The sequence below is a fragment of the Dyadobacter sp. 676 genome (assembly GCF_040448675.1).
Taxonomy (GTDB): Bacteria; Bacteroidota; Bacteroidia; order Cytophagales; family Spirosomataceae; genus Dyadobacter.
Genome location: NZ_CP159289.1, coordinates 700,131 through 716,552, shown reverse-complemented (window position 1 = coordinate 716,552; position 16,422 = coordinate 700,131). Strand labels below are relative to the sequence as shown.

General features: G+C 46.8%; 17 protein-coding genes and 1 pseudogene. 9 read left to right on the top strand and 9 right to left on the bottom strand.

The genetic code is table 11. The features are described from left to right. Positions 1 to 148: 148 nt before the first annotated feature. The 5 genes from mnmE (at position 149) to ABV298_RS03350 (ending at position 6,143) form a co-directional block, all read left to right on the top strand. Positions 149 to 1,516: a tRNA uridine-5-carboxymethylaminomethyl(34) synthesis GTPase MnmE gene (mnmE, locus tag ABV298_RS03370; RefSeq protein ID WP_353720782.1), complete on the top strand. Its 1,368-nt coding sequence runs from the start codon at positions 149 to 151 to the stop codon at positions 1,514 to 1,516. A 229-nt stretch (positions 1,517 to 1,745) separates the two neighbouring features. Next, entirely contained in the window at positions 1,746 to 2,354 is a 609-nt protein-coding gene (locus ABV298_RS03365) for a helix-turn-helix domain-containing protein (RefSeq protein ID WP_353720781.1), read from the top strand. Then, positions 2,351 to 3,484, top strand: coding sequence for a site-specific integrase (locus ABV298_RS03360; protein ID WP_353720780.1), 1,134 nt, complete (start codon positions 2,351 to 2,353; stop codon positions 3,482 to 3,484). Before ABV298_RS03365 ends, ABV298_RS03360 begins: the two co-directional genes overlap by 4 nt. A gap of 73 nt (positions 3,485 to 3,557) precedes the next feature. Next, positions 3,558 to 3,905, top strand: coding sequence for a helix-turn-helix domain-containing protein (locus ABV298_RS03355; RefSeq protein ID WP_353720779.1), 348 nt, complete (start codon positions 3,558 to 3,560; stop codon positions 3,903 to 3,905). A gap of 462 nt (positions 3,906 to 4,367) precedes the next feature. Then, positions 4,368 to 6,143 carry a hypothetical protein gene (locus tag ABV298_RS03350; RefSeq protein ID WP_353720778.1) on the top strand — a complete coding sequence of 592 codons (1,776 nt, stop codon included), beginning with the start codon at positions 4,368 to 4,370 and terminating at the stop codon, positions 6,141 to 6,143. Here ABV298_RS03350 and ABV298_RS03345 read toward each other — a convergent pair. The 9 genes and pseudogenes from ABV298_RS03345 to ABV298_RS03305 form a co-directional block, all read right to left on the bottom strand. Further along, entirely contained in the window at positions 6,140 to 6,502 is a 363-nt protein-coding gene (locus ABV298_RS03345) for a Crp/Fnr family transcriptional regulator (RefSeq protein ID WP_353720777.1), read from the bottom strand. The genes ABV298_RS03350 and ABV298_RS03345 overlap by 4 nt on opposite strands. Then, positions 6,499 to 6,699 (bottom strand): cyclic nucleotide-binding domain-containing protein, encoded by a 201-nt coding sequence (locus ABV298_RS03340; protein ID WP_353723134.1) that lies wholly within the window; start codon positions 6,697 to 6,699, stop codon positions 6,499 to 6,501. The genes ABV298_RS03345 and ABV298_RS03340 overlap by 4 nt, the downstream gene beginning before the upstream one ends. Next, a complete protein-coding gene (locus ABV298_RS03335; protein ID WP_353720776.1) occupies positions 6,689 to 7,204 on the bottom strand; it encodes a response regulator in 516 nt (171 codons plus the stop codon). The genes ABV298_RS03340 and ABV298_RS03335 overlap by 11 nt, the downstream gene beginning before the upstream one ends. A gap of 15 nt (positions 7,205 to 7,219) precedes the next feature. Then, positions 7,220 to 7,708, bottom strand: a complete 489-nt coding sequence (locus ABV298_RS03330; protein ID WP_353720775.1) for an ATP-binding protein — start codon at positions 7,706 to 7,708, stop codon at positions 7,220 to 7,222. 12 nt (positions 7,709 to 7,720) lie between these two features. After that, on the bottom strand, positions 7,721 to 7,876 hold the full coding sequence (locus ABV298_RS03325) for a hypothetical protein (protein WP_353723287.1): 156 nt from the start codon (positions 7,874 to 7,876) through the stop codon (positions 7,721 to 7,723). Further along, complete coding sequence (locus ABV298_RS03320) at positions 7,854 to 8,039, bottom strand: oleate hydratase (RefSeq protein ID WP_353720774.1); 186 nt, start codon at positions 8,037 to 8,039, stop codon at positions 7,854 to 7,856. Before ABV298_RS03320 ends, ABV298_RS03325 begins: the two co-directional genes overlap by 23 nt. A gap of 411 nt (positions 8,040 to 8,450) precedes the next feature. Further along, positions 8,451 to 8,730 (bottom strand): annotated as a pseudogene (locus ABV298_RS03315) (DUF6691 family protein); the annotation flags it as partial. A 197-nt stretch (positions 8,731 to 8,927) separates the two neighbouring features. Further along, positions 8,928 to 9,554 carry an NADPH-dependent F420 reductase gene (locus ABV298_RS03310; protein WP_353723133.1) on the bottom strand — a complete coding sequence of 209 codons (627 nt, stop codon included), beginning with the start codon at positions 9,552 to 9,554 and terminating at the stop codon, positions 8,928 to 8,930. Beyond that, positions 9,554 to 10,954: an alginate export family protein gene (locus ABV298_RS03305; protein ID WP_353720773.1), complete on the bottom strand. Its 1,401-nt coding sequence runs from the start codon at positions 10,952 to 10,954 to the stop codon at positions 9,554 to 9,556. The genes ABV298_RS03310 and ABV298_RS03305 overlap by 1 nt, the downstream gene beginning before the upstream one ends. A gap of 380 nt (positions 10,955 to 11,334) precedes the next feature. Between ABV298_RS03305 and ABV298_RS03300 the strand changes: the two genes are divergently transcribed. From ABV298_RS03300 to ABV298_RS03285, 4 genes are all read left to right on the top strand, one after another. Continuing rightward, positions 11,335 to 11,733 (top strand): hypothetical protein, encoded by a 399-nt coding sequence (locus ABV298_RS03300; RefSeq protein ID WP_353720772.1) that lies wholly within the window; start codon positions 11,335 to 11,337, stop codon positions 11,731 to 11,733. A gap of 69 nt (positions 11,734 to 11,802) precedes the next feature. Then, the gene (locus ABV298_RS03295) at positions 11,803 to 12,810 is read left to right on the top strand and encodes a thioredoxin domain-containing protein (protein ID WP_353720771.1); all 1,008 of its coding nucleotides are present in this window, start codon (positions 11,803 to 11,805) and stop codon (positions 12,808 to 12,810) included. Further along, positions 12,791 to 13,750, top strand: coding sequence for a DUF4249 family protein (locus tag ABV298_RS03290; RefSeq protein WP_353720770.1), 960 nt, complete (start codon positions 12,791 to 12,793; stop codon positions 13,748 to 13,750). Before ABV298_RS03295 ends, ABV298_RS03290 begins: the two co-directional genes overlap by 20 nt. A gap of 28 nt (positions 13,751 to 13,778) precedes the next feature. Continuing rightward, the gene (locus ABV298_RS03285; RefSeq protein WP_353720769.1) at positions 13,779 to 16,145 is read left to right on the top strand and encodes a TonB-dependent receptor; all 2,367 of its coding nucleotides are present in this window, start codon (positions 13,779 to 13,781) and stop codon (positions 16,143 to 16,145) included. The last annotated feature ends 277 nt before the right edge of the window (positions 16,146 to 16,422 follow it).

Here is a 16,422-nt window from a genome sequence, read left to right as displayed (position 1 = left end):
GCCAAGTTTCGGTAAGCAAAGTATTGAAATATTGAATGTTGAAAAAAGTGTAACACGCCGCGGCGGCGGAAAAATCCCGTAAAGGTACAAAATTCAAACTTCCGGCGGGGGATAATGGTTCTATCAAATTAGTAGCATATTTGCAGTTATGAATACAGAACCAGTCCATCAGCAGGAAGTGATTTGCGCGCTCGCCACGCCCTCGGGCGTGGGCGCGATAGGTGTTATACGTGTGTCTGGCCTGGGCGCCATTGCCATGGTCAATAACATATTTAAGGGCAAAAACCTCGAAAAAGCCGACTCTCACACCGTGCATTTCGGCACCATCAATGCCGGCGACGAAGTTATCGACGAGGTGCTCGTGACCGTTTTCAAAACGCCGCGCTCGTTTACCAAAGAAGACTCCGTTGAAATCTCTTGCCACGGCTCAGATTACATTATCCGCCAGATATTAAAGTTGCTTATTACCAAAGGCGCCCGCATTGCCAAACCCGGCGAGTTCACCCAGCGCGCTTTTTTGAACGGACAATTTGACCTCGTCCAGGCCGAAGCCGTCGCCGACCTCATCGCCGCCGACTCCCGGGCCAGTCATAAAACCGCATTGAATCAGCTGCGGGGAGGGTTTTCCAGAAAACTGGCCACCCTGCGTTCCGAACTGATCCATTTCGCATCCCTGATCGAGCTCGAACTCGACTTCGGCGAGGAGGATGTGGAGTTCGCCCAACGTGACGACTTGCGGCGGTTAATCGATGCCTTGCTTTCGACTATCGAGCCGTTGATCAGCTCCTTCGATTTTGGGAATGCCATCAAGGAAGGTGTGCCGGTGGCCATTATCGGCTCGCCCAATGTCGGTAAATCGACCTTGTTGAATGCATTGTTAAACGAAGAAAAGGCGATTGTAACCAGCATTGCGGGCACCACGCGCGACGTGATTGAGGATACGATGGTGCTCGACGGCTTAAAATTCCGCTTCATCGACACGGCTGGCATTCGGGAAACCAACGACGTCGTCGAATCGATCGGCATCGAGCGCTCGAAAGCCGCGATGGATAAGGCGGATATTGTGATATTCCTCTTCGATAGCGCTGAAACTTTGGCTGAAAACCGTGCGCTGGCTGCGCTGCTGCCCGCTAACAAACAAGTGCTATTTGTTTTAAATAAAACCGATATTAACCCTTCGCTGGCTGATTCGCTATCTTCGGAAGATCCGGGCATTATCCCCATTTCCGCCCATACCCAGCGGAACTTGTCCGCACTGACCGAAAAACTTGTTTCACTCGTCCACAAGCAGGCCGCCGGCGATACCGTTGTGACGAACCTGCGGCATTATGAGCACTTGTTGAAGACCTCGAATTCGCTTACCGATGTTTTGAATGGGCTGTCTCTGGGCGTTACCGGTGATTTTCTTGCGCAGGACATCCGGCTGGCACTGCATCATCTGGGGGAGATAACAGGGACGATTGTTACGGATGATTTGCTGGATAATATTTTTTCGAAGTTTTGTATCGGGAAATAAGTAGATAGAATACCAGTAGGCAACAATATACAAACGCCTGAAAATTAGACATTTGATCTGAATTTTCAGGCGTTTTCTTTTGCCCTTCTCGCAGTGATTTACTAATTTTTGTCCCTCATTTGTCCCTCAGGATCAGACGATTTTGGAAGGCAGAAAAAATGGGAGAGATTACTTCTCTTATTTACCCTTAAATACTCTTATTTGACCTAACCGCATTTTAAGCACGTTTATGAGCTCTAACATTTCCATCACCAGAATATGCCAGCATTGTGGTAATGAGTTCACAGCGAAAACAACTGTGACAAAATTTTGCGGCGATGATTGCGCTAAGCGGAATTACAAACTCAGGCGGAAAACCGCCAAGCTGCAAAAGATGAACGAGAAAATCACTGAAAGTAATCGTCAGACCCAGCTGGTCAGAGATGCTCCGAAGATGCGGCTTCTGGAAAAGGAGTTTCTCTCGGTCAAGGAAGCGGCGCTAATCCTTGGATGTTCCGACCGGGCGATCCATTTGATGATTAGTTCAGGTAGGTTGCCGGCCATTAACTTAGGTATACGTAAGACAAGGATACTCAGGGCAGAATTGCAGCGATTGTTTGAGCTTCCTGAACTGAGAGTGAAGCCTGTCCAGAAAGTTAAGCTTGTAGAAGAGCCGCTCAGCAAGGAAAATTGCTATACGGTGGAGGAGATTACAAAATCCTGGGGTGTTACCCGAGATTCAGTCTACAGCATGGTCAACAGAAAGAAGATACCTAAATTTCAACAGGGCAAAGAGATTTATATTTCCAAAAAGCATATCGAGAAGGCATACCGTTTAGCGAAAGGAGGTGGCAAATGAGCAAGGTAACGCTAAGGCGCAGAACAATAGGCAAGGGAAGAATGTCGCTTTACCTGGACATCTATCCTCCGGTTGCAAATCCTGACAATGGAATTCCTGTCAGAAAGCACTATCTGAGAATTTTCATCTACGAGAAACCTAAAACCGAGCTGGAAAGGCTGCATAATAAGGAAACAATGGAGCTGGCCGAAACCATCCGCTCCCGAAGGCAACTGGACGTGCAAAATCAGCGCTTTGGTTTTTTGTCAAGCAGGATGATGAATGGCGATTTTGTAAGCTTCTTCGAAGCTCAGAAGGATAAGAGGAAGGGAACAAGTCGGATAAACTGGGAAATGGCCATTGCTTACTTCAAGCAATTTGCAGGCGACAAAGTGCTTTTTCCGCGGCTCAATGAAACGTTCAGCGAAGAATACGCAGATTTTCTCTTATCCGGACCAGGTATCGGTCGGATCAAAAGGAAGATATCTCGCAACACCGCGGTCAGTTATTTTGCCAAATATCGCGCGACTTTGAAAGAAGCGTTCAAAAATGGGTTTTTGCCCGTTAATCTCGGGGAAATTATCAGTGCAATCACTCCCAAGGATACGCATCGGGAGTTCCTTTTTGAAGAAGAGGTGCAAAAGCTCGTCGATACTGGTTGCCGTTCGGAAGTCATCAAAAGAGCGTCATTGTTCTCAATTCTGACGGGGTTAAGATTTTCGGATATCAGCACCCTTGATTGGTCAGAGCTCAGAGGCCAGGCGGGTGATTACTACATCCAATTTTTGACCGACAAAACAGGAAGGGCGGAGTTTATGCCGATCTCGGATCAGGCCTATGGTTTGTTGGGGCAGAAAGGGGAAGGTCGAGTATTTAAGAGGCTGAAATATACCCAAGTAAACTACATCCTGCCGGAATGGCTGAAAGACGCGGGAATCGAAAAGCGTATTAGTTTTCATTGCTTCCGACATACGTTTGCGACCTTGCAGCTCTTGTTGGGGACAGATATTGTAACAGTTTCCAAGCTATTGGGGCATCAGGATATTAAGACTACGATGATCTACGTGAAAATCGTTGACAAACTGAAAAGGGATGCGTCGCATAGGATCAAATTAAACATTGCAGCTAGCGCTCTCGTGTTCCAGGAGTAGTCGGGAGGCACTCTGTTTGTTGCCTACGCTGTGAAGTATCAATTCAAGGAATTACAATCATAATATAACAAACATGGATCAAATGACATTTGAGCAATTGCCGCAAGTCGTCGGTGAGATCAGAGAGCGGTTACTTCGTATAGAAGATCAATTAGAAGCGTTGCTTTGCTCTGAGAAGACGCCAAGTTATTTAAGTATTTCCGAAGCGGCAGAATTTCTAAACTTGGCTAAGTCCACGCTGTATATCAAGGTTTGCCGAATGGAAATACCTGTACACAAAAAAGGCAAGCGGCTATATTTTGATAGAGCAGAGCTACATCAATGGATCAAGAATAGCAGAAGGAAGACTAGCGATGAGCTCCATGCTGAGGCAGATCAATATTTGAAGCTTCCAACAAATAAACGGCGAATTATCAGTTGACATATTCAGAAGTTAGTTGCGCAGACAGAAGGCCGCCAACCGCGAGGTTTAGGTTAGGTCAACCTTCTTGTAGCATTTCAGTCTGGTAACCTAGTTCATGATAAGTGGGCCGTTTTGCTGCCGGTCGCATTATACCGGCCAGTTTGCAGTGCATGCCCGCTAATTGTTTTTGACCTTTTTGGGATATCGGATGGACCGGCAAGCTGATGCTGGTCCTGCCGGTAAACTGCATTAGCTTGCCCTCCTCCCTTAGCCGACAAGGATCCATTGCCGGTCGACCTCATTAAAAGGATCGTGGCATTCCGTGTGCAGGAAAACGAACTGGCCGCGGCATCTAAACAAAAGAAAAAATAGGTCCTCCCGGTTATGACCTTTCTCAGCATACGGGCTAAGGCGTATCAGTTTTTAAGCTGTTGCAGCGCGGTAATTTTGGATGAATAAGTCAACCTCATTCATACCATTATGCCGCATACTTTTCATATTCCGGTCCTTGGCCTGGGATATTCCATCGATACACCTGTTAAAGTTGCCAAATATGGCATTTCCTCGGTAGCATCCATTGTCGACGACGAACTGATCGAGCGCATGCGGGCGCATTATGTACGCATGCGTGGGGAAACCTACGCGCCCATCACCAAAAAAGATCCTGATTACCGGGCCAAAAGGATCACGGCTTACCTGGACCTCATCCACGACATTATCCAGGAATCCTTCCAAGAATTGCAGCAGCAGCCTTTTGGAGAAGACAATGATATCGCCCGCTATTTCCGCCTTTTACCACCCGGATCCTCAGTAAAGCAACGCTATGAAGCGATGCTGAATATGCCAGGTGGTGTTGAAAGAATGCAGGAAGAGGAGGCATTGCGCGTTGGCATTGTGCCGGGCGCGATCGATGTGAACATCATGTCGAAAGTCGATAAAATGAATGCGGACGCAGCCGGGAATGTGTCTGGTGATATTTATTCCGACGCCCTGGCCGCCCTGAGGGGTTTCGCGTTGAGCAAGCTGTCATCGTCTATCATCATGTCGGCAGGCATGAACCCACGCTTGTACAGCTATCTGGAAAACTTTCCAGATTTTTACCCGGACAGCAGTGGTATCCTGCGCAAAAAAGTGATTTTGAAGGTCAGCGACTACCGTTCCGCATTGGTGCAGGCCAAGTTTCTTGCGAAAAAAGGAATATGGGTCTCCGAGTTCAGGATAGAATCAGGACTGAATTGCGGCGGGCATGCATTTGCCACCGAAGGCAATCTGCTCGGGCCAGTTCTGGAAGAGTTTAAACGCCGAAGGGATGAAATGTTTCGCGAATTAGTGACCATGTACAGCATTGCGCTGGAAAATAAAGGCATTGCATTACAAAATGTACCTGCAACGCGCATTACCGTTCAGGGCGGGATTGGTACTGCTGCCGAAAACAGCTTTCTGCTTGACCATTACGGGCTCCAAGCCACAGGGTGGGGCAGTCCGTTCCTGCTGGTGCCCGAAGTCACAAATGTCGACGATGAAACCCTGCGCGAACTTGCCAATGCGAACGGCGATGCCTATTATGTAAGCGACTCTTCGCCGCTGGGTGTTTTGTTTAACAATTTCAAAAGCAGCACAGCCGAAAAGCAACGCCTGGAGCGGATTGCGAAGGGGCGCCCGGGCAGTCCGTGCAACAAGCGTTACCTGGTTTCCAATACCGAATTCACCGCCGAACCGATCTGTACGGCTTCGCGTCAGTACCAGCAATTAAAGATCAAACAGCTGTCGTCGCTCGAACCCCGTCCCGCCAACCTGGATAGGCAAATAGAAGCCGTTACTGAAAAACTATGTTTGTACGACGGCCTAAGCACGGCTGCATTGATCAAAAATAATCTGGTTAAACCAAGAGAGAACAAGGCGGTGGCGATCTGCCCGGGCCCTAATCTGGCCTGGTTTTCGGGTATTTATTCGCTGGATGAAATGGTAGGGCATATTTACGGGCAGGTTGACCTGCTGGCCAAAACCTTCCGGCCCAACATGTTCATCAACGAGCTGAATCTTTATGTGGATTATCTCAAACGGGACATGGAACGTCATGCGGCCATTTTGAGTGAAAAGAAGGCGAAGTATTTTACAAAATTCAAGGAGAACTTGTTCGAAGGAATCCGGTATTATAAAAACCTGATCCCGGAAATTACAAATCAGACGGTCGCCTACCGGCAAGAAATGATGGCGCAACTTGGTGCCATGGAAATAGAACTAGCCCGGATTTAATTTCGCATCCGGACCAGTTTTTCATATTCGAGAACGGTGATCAGGCTACCTTTCATGTCGACAAGGCGTTCGTCCTTGAAGTCGGAAAGCGTCCTGATCACCGTTTCGGTTGCAGTACCGACCATTGAAGCAATGTCTTCCCGCGTAACAGCCATCGAAAACGGCTTCGAACGGTCTTCCTGATATCGCTGCACCAGCATGACGAGCGCTTGTGCAACCCGCTTACGCACAGAGTTATAAGCCAGCTGCAACAGCCGCTCTTCGCGGTCTTTGATCTCATTGGACAGCATCCGGATGAATTTCGACGCTACTTCGCGGTTGCCTTGCAGCAGGCTAAAAAAATCGTCTTTCGGGATCATTGCCACCTCCGATTCTCCAATGCAATGGCCGTCTCTTCGTAGGGCTCTCCCTGCAGCAAGTCCAGATAGCCGAAGAAATCCCCCTCCTTATGCAGGTCTGTAATGTATTCTTTGCCATTTTCATTGGCCTTATAAGCCTTTACCTTTCCTTTTTGAAGGAAAAATACATGTGATGGATAACTGCCTTCAGTATAAATGGTCTCTTTTTTTGCGAAGCAACTTCACTTTCTTGTCTTCCGCCAGTTTCATGATCGGGTCGAAGGTCCGAGCTTCTTTAATGAACTGGTCAAGGCCGTCGGCCGAGCGTTCGAACTGTCGTTTGAGCCGGTCGCTCTTTTTGAGGCGCATTTCAACTGCATTCAGCAGTTCGACATCGTCATAGGGTTTGGTCAGGTAATCGTCCGCGCCCATGGTCATGCCTTTGCGGTAATCGTCTTTTTCTGCCTTGGCAGTCAGGAAAATAAAAGGAATAGAAGCCGTACGCTCGTCCTTCCCGAGCATATGCAACACACCGTAACCATCCAGTTCGGGCATCATAATGTCACAGATGATGAGGTCCGGGACTGTCAGGCCGGCCTGTTGCACGCCCTCCTTGCCATTGCGGGCCGTAACAACCTCGTAGTTGGCTAGTTCCAGTATTTCCGCAGTATTTTCCCGCATTTCCGGATTATCTTCGATTAAAAGTATTTTTCTCGTTTCCACGTCTGTCCGGTTGCTTTATAGTTCTGTTCTGGTTTGCGAGAGCTCCGGATTGGGCAGGTCTACCACGAAGGTTGTACCTCTGCCTGCTTCGCTATGGAACTTCACAGTGCCGCCCATGAGGTTAATGTAATTTTGCACGATATTTAATCCAAGGCCTGTTCCTTGCGCATTTCCCGCATTGTGTGCCCTGAAAAACCGGTCGAATATGTGCGCCTGATCCTGTTCGGGGATACCTATACCCTGATCTTCCACCTCGATGCCAATGTGCCCGGGGCTGATTTTCATTCTCAAAAAGATCGATTTGTCATTATCCGAGTACTTGATGGCATTCGAAAGCAGGTTGAAAAGGACATTCCGCAGCAGCTGTTTGTCAATCCATGCATTACTTTCACCTTTACCAACGTGGTTGCCGGTGTACCGTTTCGAGATCAGCGTTTCGATCTTCTTTCCGATCAGTTCCTGGTCTTTATAACCAAACAATTCCCGGGCCTTGGGATTTAACATCACAATGCTAGCCTACCTGTCCACGATCACGATCCCCTCGGTCGCATGCGTCAACAAGGCATCCAGCATTTCAATATGCCGGCTTTGTAGATGTCCTGTAATTTCTCTTAGGATTTCTTTCCCCGAGCCCTCCACCATGGCTTTTTTACAAAGTTTCCCAATGTACATGGGGAAAGTTCGTATCCCAGAATACGGTAATATGCTCAGCCTGTCCAAGAAAATAGGGCTGGTATGGTAGATAAATAGAAATTTGCCAATTTGAGGCGTTCAAAGTCGTTAGGACGTCCGTGCCATCGACATTACCGTAAATTCCCTCTTTCGGCCGTAGCACGAAAGGTAAAAGGCTGTCTATTAACCATCATTTTTTGGTAAGAACTGACAATGGTCATTTTCTGCCTAGCAGATGTTAACCAAATTGCGGTTTGACGCTATTATCGATACGATGCAATATGGTTGTTATTTCTTTCACCGAATTGAATCGAATATTATTATCCGGCAAATATGCGGCCCAGGCAGTACGCGGTGATGGACTGCTTTAGTTACTTGAAAGATTGATACGATGATCACCAACATGTACGCAGGGCTTACCTTTATTTGCCTTTTATTGAGCTTTTTGCACGCTGTTAAAAGCTTTAGAAGTAAACGTTAGTCTTGCCGGGCCGCTGTTTGCATTCGAGCATCATTTGGCAGGCTTCTTTTATCCGGGCGCTGGCCGTGTACTGGCCGTTGTCAGTGCACCCCTTTAATGTGGAAGCTCGGTTCTGAAACGTCCATAAACGCATGTCCCTACAACTGCGCTCAATAGCGGTACGATCATCACAGTTGCTCCTGTCCCGATCTGAGCAAAAAAGAGGACCGGGGCAAGCCCCGGTCAGGCTCCATCCCAAGCCGAAAAGCAAACCACCATAAACGTGGCCTTTGTTGAATGTCTTTTTTGTGAAGGTGATTTTTTCGCCATGGGTAGTTTTGATTTCCAAAGTCTTAATTACTCCGACCGACAGCATACCTACCAGTACTGCGCTGGAGCTGCTCGCAAAACAGATGACCTTCCTTACTGGCGAAGACATTGGTAACAGCATCTTATATTGGGTGACACAGCCCGACCACGTGAATGTTTCGCAAGTATTTGTACTGCCAACTGAGCAAGGTTGGTGAGCGCCGGCAAGCCGAAAAAATCCGGAGACCAATCAAGCGGCCTCCGGATTTTTTATGAATGGGCCTAATATTTCACCAGGTTTAGTGTCGCTAGCGCTCCTTTGGCCTGTTGTAGTTTACTTCCCTCGCTGAGCGATCCTAAATCAATGGGAGCGAAACCCAAAGAGGCTATCACGTCTATTACCTCGTTTTTCGAAATCGGGTCATTGCCCGATACGAATAGTACCCGATTGCCGCCCATGACCCTAGGATCTTCGGCCAATGTCTTGTAAAATATTGTGTTAAATGCCTTTACAATTTTGGCGCCCGGCAACAAGGATGCAACAACCTCACTGGACGCCTTGCTGCCCAGGTCTTCGACTTTAAAGTCGGGGGCGTAACTGATGAAGTGGTTGGTTGCATCTATGACGGTCTTTCCTTCCCAGTCTGTGACCTGTTTTAATGTGGGTACCTGCGACCAGGGCAAGGAAAGCAAGACAATATCGGCCTGTGCGGCTTGCTGGACAGTGCCCGCCGTTGCACCCGCTCCGAGCGATTGAGTGATTTTCTTTAGGGAGTCGCCTCCGCTGTTGTTAGCGAGAATGACCGCGTGTCCTGCGTTGAGCAGGTGGCGCGCTACGGTCTGCCCGATATTTCCTGCACCGATAATTCCAAATGTCTTTTTCATTGAGTCTGATTTTGAAAGTCGAATTAAATGTTGACAGCCGTTTTCAGTCCGAAATACAGTATGTCACTTTTCGTTAAAGGATTGATTTTTAAGTATGCCCCTCTGGCATAGTAGGCAGAAATCAGGTAGAACATCCAATGACTACCCGCACGGTACTGCGCGTAGAGGTCAACCATTTGCCCGACCCGTTTTTCCGTACCATAAGCTGGCAGCAAGAAAGAGCCGTTTACTGCATAAAACCCATCCGCTGTGTGCCGACGCCAGAATCGGTAATAGTTCAGTGTAAGAGCTAAATTGGTTGCTAGTTTTAGTTCGGTCTTTGGGTGAACTACAATCAGGTTTGAGGATCCGGCATTATCAATAAATCCGTAAAATATGGCTTTGGGGTAAACGGGGTTAAACGTTTGCAGAATACCGTCACCGGTGTCCTTATCCCCGCTTGAAATGGCGGCCTGGATGGAAACTACTGGTTGTGTTGGAAGCCTGCCAAGCCGGTAGCCCAGGGAAGGAGCCATTTTCCATGCCAGGATTTTGTCTGTTCCGAGTTTGCCCCATTGAAAGTCGAGCTCTGAGAAGCTAAACCAGCGCTCGTCTTTCAGTGTGAGCCCGATCCCCATGGTATGTCTGAGCTCCGTGCCGCTGCCTTGGTTATAACGACTATTTTGGCGACTAATGAGCAGATAGTAGCTATCAATTTTAACGGGTGACCTTTCTCCGAAGTTTTGCGTCATCCAAAGACCACCAATCCGTTGATCGTGGTCGATTCTGTCATCAAGCAAACCTTTTTGCGCCGCTATCGCCTTCATGGCAAACAGATCCAACCTGGTATGCGCCATTTCAAATTGTAATTTGCCGCCCAGGAATGATCTGCGCACATTCGCATCCCGTAAATCCAGAAGTGTACCTTGACCGTAATTCAAATGCTGCTTTCCCAGCCGCAGTATCAGGCGGGAAATTGCCGCTGTTTTTACCGTCAGCTCGCCAAAAAGTCGATTAACCGCAAGTTTATTCAGCTCCTGGACAGGCCTGGGGCCACCGTTACGACCGGTGATAAAGCTGCTTTGCAACTCGGCGAAAACGCGCAAATGTCTTTTGTACCGAAGATCGCTGTGGACTAACATGCGGTGGAGCAGATATCCATTGCCGTCCTGCGGGCCTATACCCCACAAGTAACCCCTGAAAAATTCAAAACCTTCCCGAACGTTGACCCCGCTGCTTATTAGACCCTTTCCACCAAGTATCGGAACATGTTTTCCGATGTGGGATCGTCTATCCAGTGAATCGGCCGGCCAGTATTCTTCTGACGCATCAGCCAAGTAGCCGGTAGGTTCCGATTTTGGCGTTTGTGCCCGGGTAAGCGGCGCGATCAGGATCGCTGAAAAAGCAGCGACTGTGATTTTTCCTGGCTGGAAAGATATTTTCATCTTAGACATGCTGGGATAAAACGGATCAGAAGCGCCGCAAAACGGGCTCAGCATCTTTTGTACTATTTGGCCAGCACTTTACGCTGGCGCTCCTGATCGTAAGTCACTGGGCTAGGACGCCGGAACCGGTGTCGCCAGCAGCTGCCATTCCCAATGGAATACGCTATTTCATGGACAACCAGGACGGTGGTAGTACTAGCACAAGTAACTGGACTGGCGCATGGTCCGTTGATGGAAATGGAAATACATGGCACACTTTGTGTCGTGTCGATGGCCGCCTGTTCAAATTCCTCCATCTCACCCCCCGCGTAATAGATGGTGCCCCTCTCCGAACACTAAACTATGGAGTTGTTCGCCTGGGAAACCTGAGACCCACCTATATGATTCATGTCGACCCATATATTGTACATCATGACAGTGAGGATGATAATAACAAGAACATTAGCACAGCAGGTCAAGTTGTTAGCAACCCATACATTCACAGAGATACAAATGGATTTGCTTTGCAATTTTGGATTGGCTATGGCACTAATAACGCAAACGAAAGTTCTTCTTATATGTCCGAGTTCCCTAATCTTGGATTCAGCTACGGTGTTTTTTCGTCAAACACAAGCTCCCCATCTCTTGCAAACGGGAGTTTATATGTTGACGACGAGAATACCAGAAATGCGAATACCCTTACCAAAGGTGGCGTAGCCTATACAAATTTAGACGGCTATGGTGTCACACGTGTTTCAGATCCAGGAAACACGCGCTACAACTTCATGAAAGTACGTTAATATTGTCGCTAGCAATGCCGCAGGGGCGTTTTTGGCGTCTCTGCGGCATTTTGTTTAATTAAAACGCAGATGAAAAAAGTATTTTTACGGATAATTGCCCTTCTAGCAATTGCTTCATTTTCAATATCAGCCTGTAAGTATAATAACAGCGAAGAAGTAGTTGCCAAAATAGGAGATGAAAATATTTATTTGACAGATGTTGATATAAACATTCAAAATTCTCTTTACGAATTTTTATTTGGTATTTTTAAAGTTCGAGCTATTGCATTAGAAAGCCTCATTATAGAGCGTGTTTTAATTAAAGAGTCTGAAATTCAGGGCATTTCTGTTGACTCACTTGTGAAAATGAGCGTTCGCAAACGGATGAAGAACTTTAAGATTGACGAGTTTATCAAGCTCAACTCATTAGAAAATGGTGTTATCGACCCTAAACAGCCATTTAGAAACATTTCAATTGATAGTGAGGAAGGAAAAATCATCCTGAACAAGTCCTATGAGGATTTTCTAAAAAGCGAATATGTAAATGATCTGAAAAAGAAATTCCAGGTTACGACTACGCTCAAACCACCTATAGGTCCAAAGTTGGATCTCCGCGGGGTTTCGTTTATGGGGAGGGGCTATGAGCTTTCAAAGCATGCAGTTTGGATTATTTCTGATTTTACTTGTCCCTCATGCAGACAATATGAGCATACAATTAATGCCTTCTATGAACGATTTAAAGACAAAGTTTTTTTTAAGTACGCGCATTTCTCAGGTGGTGTCAATACTTCAATGATCCTAGCAGACTGTGCTGGTGAGCAAGATAAATATTGGGATGCATATACCGCATTGCACAAACAGAATGTAGACTCGCCGACAGAGGTCAAGGCGTTAATGGCCTACCTTAAATTGGACGCGGCAAAATGTATGGCATGTATAGCGGGCTACGATTCCACGAAAGTACTGGCCAGCATGAAAAGGTTGGCTGACCAAAAGGTAACCGGAACCCCTACGATTATCATAGACGGAAGAATTTACTACGGGGAGATTAGTTTAGAAGAACTAAGTAAGCAACTAAATGCAGCATTGGATCAATAGAGTGTCAAATGAAATAAGCTGGTCGGCCAGCTTTATCCTAAAATATGGGACAATCGTAATAGTCGCCCTTATCTTCATGCTCTCATGCGCGAAAAGCATAGAGCTAGATCTGGGTCAAAACGGCGAGCCCGTTCTGGTTGTTGACGGACAATTTACAGACATGAATGTGAACAATTATGTCCGTTTAACGTGGGCGAGAAGACCCAATGAGACGTCTGTCACCCCTGTCGATGGCGCCGTTGTAGTGGTGAGCAATCAAAAGGGCGATTTAGATACCTTGGTAAACGAAAGGCTTGTGGAGAATGAATATGACGATCCCTTGTTCGAAGGCTATTATTATGCTACGAAATTGAATTGTGCAGCTGGCGATAAGCTTCATCTGACGGTTCTAGTTGGGGATAATTCTTTCGAGGCTGATGCAATTATGCCACCGGTTACCCCAATTGACTCTGTAGGGTTACAATTAGTCGAAAACTTTCCTGACGAAAATAGCCGCAGCTATTTTCCATTGCTATTTTTCAGGGATCCGCGGCCCGACAGGAATTTTTACATGACACAGTTTTGTCCCGTGAGTTCAACAACCGGGGCATATTTACATAGACTGCCTTGCAGGTTCAGCGATAAGGTTTGGAATGTGGCCATTCTAGACGATAAGCACCTTCCGGAATATGTAAACGGCCTTAACATCAATGTAGGTGCGACGCCCTCGCCTTATTTTAAACAATGGCTCACGGTAGATGACTATACCGCATTCCTCTATTCTTTGACCGAAGAAGCCTACAACTACTATTTGGCCTTGATAAAGAGCCTTAACAGCGATGGCGGTGTTTATTCGCCTGCACCAGCAAATGCGCCATCTAATATTCGTGGTACGGCGCCTGCCGCTGGCTTTTTTAACGCTTCCTGTGTAAAACAAAAGCCATTTAGTATTATCCCATAGTTTTGATTCATCTGTGCAACGATTCTCTATGTTTTTTCTTCGGTTTTCCAGACAGTCAATATTCCTTATAACTCTATCATTTGCCTCACCGGCCCTTGCCCAGCAGGTCAGATTGAGTGGAAGGGTACTTGACGCCACGTCAGGTGAAAGTCTTCCTTTTGCTACTGTGGTGATCAAAGACAAATCAGTATCTACGCAAGCAAATGCGTACGGATTTTACTCATTGTTGCTGGAAAAAGGGCGGCATATGTTCGAAGTATCATTTGTTGGGTATAAACGATACGCTATTGAAATTCAACTTGATCGCGGTGTGACACGGAATTTTGAGTTGCAGCCACAAAGCACCGAGCTGAGCGAGCTTGTGATAAAAGGTGAGGGAGAAGGCCTGAGCAGCGACATGATTCCCGGCAAGAACAGCTTATCCGTAGCACAGGTGAAAAACATGCCTACCTTAGGCGGTGAGGCAGATATATTTCAGTCACTTCAGTTCCTGCCCGGCGTCCGTACTGCCGTGGAAGGCACGACGGGACTTTCGGTCCGAGGCGGCTCTTTCGATCAGACTCTTGTGTTGTTAGATGAAGCGCCGGTTTATAACCCGTCACACGCTTTGGGTTTCTACTCAAGCTTTAACCCTGATGCCATCAAATCGATAGACATTTATAAAGGAGCGCTGCCGGCACAGTACGGCGGCCGGCTTTCATCGGTTGTCGATTTGAGGATGAAAGAAGGAAATGACCGGGAGTTTAAGCTATCGGGCGGTTTAGGCTTAATCGCCGCCAGGCTTACTGCTGAAGGGCCAATAAAAAAGGAAAGGGCGTCATTTATCTTTTCAACCCGATATAGCTACGCCGGTCTTACAGCAAACACGCTGGGAAATATTGCCAAATCAATAAAAATCAAAGAATTCCAAACCTTCAAAGACGACAATGATATTCGATTTTACGACCTGAATGGAAAGATTAACTGGAAATCGGCGAGCAACAAAGATCATATCTTCGTTTCCGCATATTCGGGAAGTGACTGGTTTAAATACTATCTGTTCCAAAAGGGTACTTTTACAAAATGGCAGAACAACACTGGTTCTTTGAGATGGTACCACATTTTTAATCAGCGGCTATTTTTAAATTCCACCCTGTATTTTAGCAAATACAATTATCGTTACAACCTTTTGAACGACCGCAGGGATTTTAATTGGAAGGCCGGGCTGACCGAAATTGGCATAAAGAATGAAATTGATTTTTTCATGGGTCAGGGTGATGTCATTAAAATGGGTTTGAATTTTTCTCAAACCGGTTATCAGCCCGGCGAAATATCTCCCCGTACAGCAAGTTCATTGACTGTCCCGTTCAAACTTGAATCAAAACGCACACTCCAAGGGGCTGGATTCGTTGGCATCGATAAACGGCTTGCACGGAGAATCATGACCAATTGGGGACTGCGCATATCTTCATTTGCATTGCTAGGCCCATCAGTCCTCTATAACTATAATGGCTCTGACGTAATGGATTCCACTTCCTTGAAGAACGGGAAATTGGGCCAGTTCAAATGGGGTTTCGAACCGAGGTTTTCGGCAAAATATCAGCTAGACAGTTCGCGGGCACTATCCTTCGCTTTCACTCGGACGTTGCAATATGTTCACTTGCTTAGCAATTCTTCGGTGGCGCTCCCCACAGATATTTGGCTGCCGTCCAATAACAACGCTGGCCCGCAAAGTTCGACCCTTTTTTCGGTTGGTATTAAGCAAAAGGCCCGAATGTTTGTGGTCGGGATCGAGGCCTATTACAAAGCGATGAGAGGTGTAATAGATTTTATAGACAATGCGGATTTGTTTGTTAATCAATATATTGACTCCCAAATAAGATCTGGTACTGGTCGCGCGATTGGTCTGGAAACGTTGCTTGAAAAAAAGAGCGGCAGAATTACAGGTTGGGTCACATACACGCTGGCCAAAACAGATCGTACGATTGCAGGTATAAACAATGGTCTTACCTATCCAACGCGGTATGACCGTCGGCATAGTTTTTCGGTGGTCACAAGCTTCCAAGCCACCAGGCGATTGACTTTTTCCACCGATTTCCAATTTAACTCGGGAGGGGCAGCTTCTCTGCCAACGACGGTTTATGAATATCAGGGGTCGACATTCAATTACTATTCTAAGCGAAATGGATTCCGCTTGCCGGCCTATCACCGTCTGGATATTCAATGCACGTTTTCAGAAAAGAAGAAGTGGGGGGATTCTCAATGGGTGGTCGGAATTTATAATGCCTATAACCGTCGCAACCTGTTCTCTGTGGAGCTGGTGCCGCAAGACTATAACTACTTTCAGTACTCGGCAGCAAACGCCGTTTCATTATATGGCATAGTGCCTTCGATATCCTACAATTTTAAATTTTGAGTCCTCAGCTCAGTGAAATAAACCCAAAGGTAACCAATACTAGCAAATACCAGAGGTCATTTAATTTCTCTCATGCTAAGGAGGATGCAATTAGGCAATCCAAGCCGCCTCACCTTTGGTATTAGCCGTAATTTGGCGGCCGTTGTTAATTTGTATCAAAATGATAATCAGTATATTTTGGGCTAAAACCGGCGTTTATTGGGATAAAATGTAGCGAGCCAATGGAAGACATTTGTATGCATCCGGCGAACCCGTATTGTGTAGTTGGGTTTTTTGG

Coding starts and splice junctions, on each gene's coding strand:
- mnmE (WP_353720782.1), top strand. CDS start 149: ATGAATACAGAACCAGTCCATCAGCAGGAAGTGATTTGCGCGCTCGCC.
- ABV298_RS03365 (WP_353720781.1), top strand. CDS start 1,746: ATGAGCTCTAACATTTCCATCACCAGAATATGCCAGCATTGTGGTAAT.
- ABV298_RS03360 (WP_353720780.1), top strand. CDS start 2,351: ATGAGCAAGGTAACGCTAAGGCGCAGAACAATAGGCAAGGGAAGAATG.
- ABV298_RS03355 (WP_353720779.1), top strand. CDS start 3,558: ATGGATCAAATGACATTTGAGCAATTGCCGCAAGTCGTCGGTGAGATC.
- ABV298_RS03350 (WP_353720778.1), top strand. CDS start 4,368: ATGCCGCATACTTTTCATATTCCGGTCCTTGGCCTGGGATATTCCATC.
- ABV298_RS03345 (WP_353720777.1), bottom strand. CDS start 6,502: ATGATCCCGAAAGACGATTTTTTTAGCCTGCTGCAAGGCAACCGCGAA.
- ABV298_RS03330 (WP_353720775.1), bottom strand. CDS start 7,708: ATGTTAAATCCCAAGGCCCGGGAATTGTTTGGTTATAAAGACCAGGAA.
- ABV298_RS03325 (WP_353723287.1), bottom strand. CDS start 7,876: ATGTACATTGGGAAACTTTGTAAAAAAGCCATGGTGGAGGGCTCGGGG.
- ABV298_RS03305 (WP_353720773.1), bottom strand. CDS start 10,954: ATGAAAATATCTTTCCAGCCAGGAAAAATCACAGTCGCTGCTTTTTCA.
- ABV298_RS03300 (WP_353720772.1), top strand. CDS start 11,335: ATGATTCATGTCGACCCATATATTGTACATCATGACAGTGAGGATGAT.
- ABV298_RS03295 (WP_353720771.1), top strand. CDS start 11,803: ATGAAAAAAGTATTTTTACGGATAATTGCCCTTCTAGCAATTGCTTCA.
- ABV298_RS03290 (WP_353720770.1), top strand. CDS start 12,791: ATGCAGCATTGGATCAATAGAGTGTCAAATGAAATAAGCTGGTCGGCC.
- ABV298_RS03285 (WP_353720769.1), top strand. CDS start 13,779: ATGTTTTTTCTTCGGTTTTCCAGACAGTCAATATTCCTTATAACTCTA.